This window comes from Sulfurimonas sp., from assembly GCF_032250635.1.
In the GTDB taxonomy this organism is placed as follows: Bacteria; Campylobacterota; Campylobacteria; order Campylobacterales; family Sulfurimonadaceae; genus Sulfurimonas.
Genome location: NZ_JAVVFL010000216.1, coordinates 1 through 3,437, shown reverse-complemented (window position 1 = coordinate 3,437; position 3,437 = coordinate 1). Strand labels below are relative to the sequence as shown.

General features: G+C 39.9%; 5 protein-coding genes. All 5 read left to right on the top strand.

The window, feature by feature from the left end:
• On the top strand, nt 1-838 hold an 838-nt coding region (gene hypE, locus RQ763_RS10845), incomplete at its 5' end, for a hydrogenase expression/formation protein HypE (protein ID WP_314152976.1).
• Between the two features lie 4 nt (nt 839-842).
• Nucleotides 843-2,501, top strand: coding sequence for a hydrogenase maturation protein (locus tag RQ763_RS10840; protein ID WP_314152975.1), 1,659 nt, complete (start codon nt 843-845; stop codon nt 2,499-2,501).
• A complete protein-coding gene (hypA, locus tag RQ763_RS10835; protein WP_314152974.1) occupies nt 2,494-2,835 on the top strand; it encodes a hydrogenase maturation nickel metallochaperone HypA in 342 nt (113 codons plus the stop codon). Before RQ763_RS10840 ends, hypA begins: the two co-directional genes overlap by 8 nt.
• 206 nt (nt 2,836-3,041) lie before the next feature.
• Nucleotides 3,042-3,350: a 50S ribosomal protein L21 gene (rplU, locus tag RQ763_RS10830; RefSeq protein WP_314152973.1), complete on the top strand. Its 309-nt coding sequence runs from the start codon at nt 3,042-3,044 to the stop codon at nt 3,348-3,350.
• A gap of 26 nt (nt 3,351-3,376) precedes the next feature.
• Nucleotides 3,377-3,437 (top strand): 50S ribosomal protein L27 (locus tag RQ763_RS10825; RefSeq protein WP_314152978.1); only part of this gene is annotated, 61 nt, incomplete at its 3' end.

The window sequence follows — 3,437 nt, the reverse complement described above, 5'->3', positions numbered from 1 at the left end:
TACGGTTTCGCCTCTTTTTTTTGCGGGAGCGGACATTGGGAAGCTTGCTATCTGTGGTACATGTAACGACCTTGCCATGATGGGAGCGAAGCCAAAATATTTGACATGTAGCGTGATTATAGAAGAGGGTTTTGAGACTAGAGACTTAGAGAGAATCGTGCGAAGTATGAAAAAAGAGCTTGAGGTAAACGGTGCGATTATAGTGAGCGGAGATACAAAGGTTGTGCCTCGCGGAAGTGTCGATAAGATTTTTATAAACACTACGGGAATCGGCGAAGTGCTCAAATATGGCATCAGCTCCAACAACATAACAAAAGATGATATCATCATTGTAAACCGTGATATCGGCTGTCACGGTGCGGCTATCTTTGTCGCTCGTGAAGGCATAGAGATGAGCAGTTCTTTGCAGAGCGATTGCGAGTCGCTTTATCCTCAGGTGAAGGCTCTTTTGGACGCAGACATAAAGATAACGGCTATGAGAGATGCAACCAGAGGCGGAGTGAGTGCGGTGCTAAATGAGTGGTCGAGGCAGTCAGATGTCTGCATAGAAGTGCAAGAGGAGAACATTCCTATCAGCGATGAGGTAAAAGGCATTTGTGAGATGCTCGGCTTTGAAGCGACTGCTTTGGCGAATGAGGGTACTTTTGTACTTGCGATAAATCATGATGACGCAGAGCGTGCGGTAGAGATTTTAAAAACTTTTGAGAGTTGCAAAAATGCAGCGATTATCGGCAAAGTAACGGATATGCATCTAAAAAAAGTCGTTTTAAAGAGCAGTTGGGGAACTTCACGGTTTTTAGATACGCCAAGCGGCGAGCTGCTTCCAAGGATTTGCTAAAGCTATGAAAATACTTCTTATCGTTTCGGCATTTAACTCTCTTACGCAAAGGGTTTTTTGTGAGCTTCAAGATATGAATCACACGGTCTCGGTGCAGTATGCTATAAGCGATGAAGCGATGATACAGAGCGCTCTGGAGGTTGCACCCGATATTATCTTTTGCCCTTATTTGAAAAAATACCTCCCATGTGAGATATTTCTTAAAACCCCCACTTTTATTCTCCATCCCGGCATAAGAGGAGACAGAGGACATAATGCGCTCGACCATGCCATAAGGGAAGATAAAAAAGAGTGGGGCGTTGTTATACTCAGAGCAAATGAAGAGTTTGACGGCGGAGATATATACGCCGAGGTCAGGTTTGAGATGAGAGATGCGACAAAGGCTTCCATATACAGAAACGAAGTCGCTGATGCCGCCTCAAAAGCGTTAAAAGAGCTGCTTAAAAATTTGGACGACAAAGAGTTTAAACCCATCCCTCAACTTAAAATGCCGATGCATAATTATCTAACGCAAAAAGAGAGAGCCATTAACTGGGAAAAAGAGACCACTCAAGAGATCATAAAAAAGATACATGTAAGCGATAGTTTTCCCGGTGTAAAAGATGAGTTTTTTGGGATAGAGTGTTATCTCTTTGGAGCGTGGGAAGAAGATAAACTCATAGGCAATCCAAAAGAGATAATCGCCAAAAGAGACGGTGCGGTCTGCGTCGGCACGATTGACGGGGCAATCTGGATAAGTCACATGTCAGAAGTCGGCAGGTTTAAACTTCCCTCGACCTATGTTTTAAAAGATAAAATCAAGGGCGTTAAAGAAGAGCGGCTTCCTCTTATTTTTGACATGAGTTATAAAACATTTTACGAAATCAGCTCCCATAAAGACGGCGATGTGGCGTATTTGTGTTTTAACTTTCACAACGGCGCTATGCATTCTGAGCAGTGCATCAGGCTAAAGTATGCGTTTGAGTATCTCAAAGAGAGTGCCAAGGTGATTGTGCTTATCGGCGCGCAGGATTTTTTCAGCAACGGAATCCACCTGAATATACTTGAAGACTCTAAAAAACAGGGAGAAGACGGCTGGAGCAACATAAATGCCATGAATGATTTGATACAATCAATCATATTCGCAGATGACGTAATCACGGTTGCATCTCTGCATAAAAATGCCGGAGCAGGCGGAGTTTTTTTGGCTTTGGCATGTGATTATGTCCTTACATGTAAGAATGTTGTTTTAAATCCGCATTACAAAACTTTGGGGCTGAGCGGAAGCGAGTATCATACATTTACACTGCCCAAAAGAGTAGGTGCGCACAAGTCAAAAGAGCTGTTGGAGAGCTGTCTGCCGATAAATGCCGCTAAAGCAAAAGAGATAAATATGGTGGATGAGGTTTTTGAAAAAGAGAACTATTTTGAGCAATTAAGAAGTTTTGCCAATAAACTGGCAAATATGCAAGACGAATATGATGATTTTATATATGAAAAAGAGGATTATCTGCAAAAAAACAGAGAGTTTATAAATGAGTGCAAAGAGAATGAGTTAAAAATAATGTATCCTGAGTTTTGGGATAAAGAGAGTTTGTTTCATAAGCTGAGACATGATTTTGTTTATAAAGTCTGCTCTATACAAACACCACAAAGATTGAAATCAAGGAATATAGATGCATGAATATAGCATAGTACAGTCTCTTTTGGACTCATGTGAAGAGAATGCCGTAAAAAACAACGCTACAAAAGTAACCAAAGTCGTAATAAAAATCGGTGTTATGAGCGGAGTCGAACCTGAGCTTTTAAGAACCGCATTTGACACATTTAAAGAGAAGACACTCTGTGAAGAGGCGGAGTTTTTTATAAATATCCAGCCAGTTGTTATAAAATGCAACAAATGCCTAAGTGAATCAATTTTAAAAAGTATAGAGTATTGTTGTCCTAAATGTGAAGAAACGGATATTGATATTCTTGATGGTGAAGATATGTATCTTATGCAGTTAGAACTTGAGTAGAGCTCATGATCTTGGTCATTTGGAATCTAGTTTTTTAGTTATGAAAGAAGTTCATCATTTGATATTCTTTAGCACAAAACAAGGTTTAAACAATACTTAAAGCTTGTAAGAGTATAATTCCGAACTTTTTGTAGAAACAAAACCAATGGGAATGTAGATTATGCATCCATAGGGACCCAAGTATTTAAAGATTTAAGGAATTGTACATGTACGCAATTATCAAAAACGGTGGCAAGCAGTATAAAGTTCAAGAGGGTGATATTTTATTATTTGATAAAATGTCTCTTGAGCCTAAAGCTTCTATCGAGATTAAAGAAGTTCTGGCTGTTAACACAGGCGAACTTAAAATTGGAGCGCCTTTTGTTGAGGGTGCTGTTGTAACTGCTGAGGTTATTAATGAAGGGCGTGATAGAAAAGTTGTTACTTTTAAAAAGCGTCGTCGTAAAGACTCTAAAGTAAAAAGAGGCTTTAGAAGAGATTATACGCGTGTTCGTATTATAAAAATAGCGGCATAAGCTAAAAAAACTCAAGGAGATTTAAGATGGCACATAAGAAAGGTCAAGGTAGTACACAGAATAATCGTGACTCGGCTGGTAGAAGAC

Excerpts from the sequence above, each read along its gene's own strand:
- RQ763_RS10840 (WP_314152975.1), top strand. The coding sequence starts at position 843 with ATGAAAATACTTCTTATCGTTTCGGCATTTAACTCTCTTACGCAAAGG.
- hypA (WP_314152974.1), top strand. The coding sequence starts at position 2,494 with ATGCATGAATATAGCATAGTACAGTCTCTTTTGGACTCATGTGAAGAG.
- rplU (WP_314152973.1), top strand. The coding sequence starts at position 3,042 with ATGTACGCAATTATCAAAAACGGTGGCAAGCAGTATAAAGTTCAAGAG.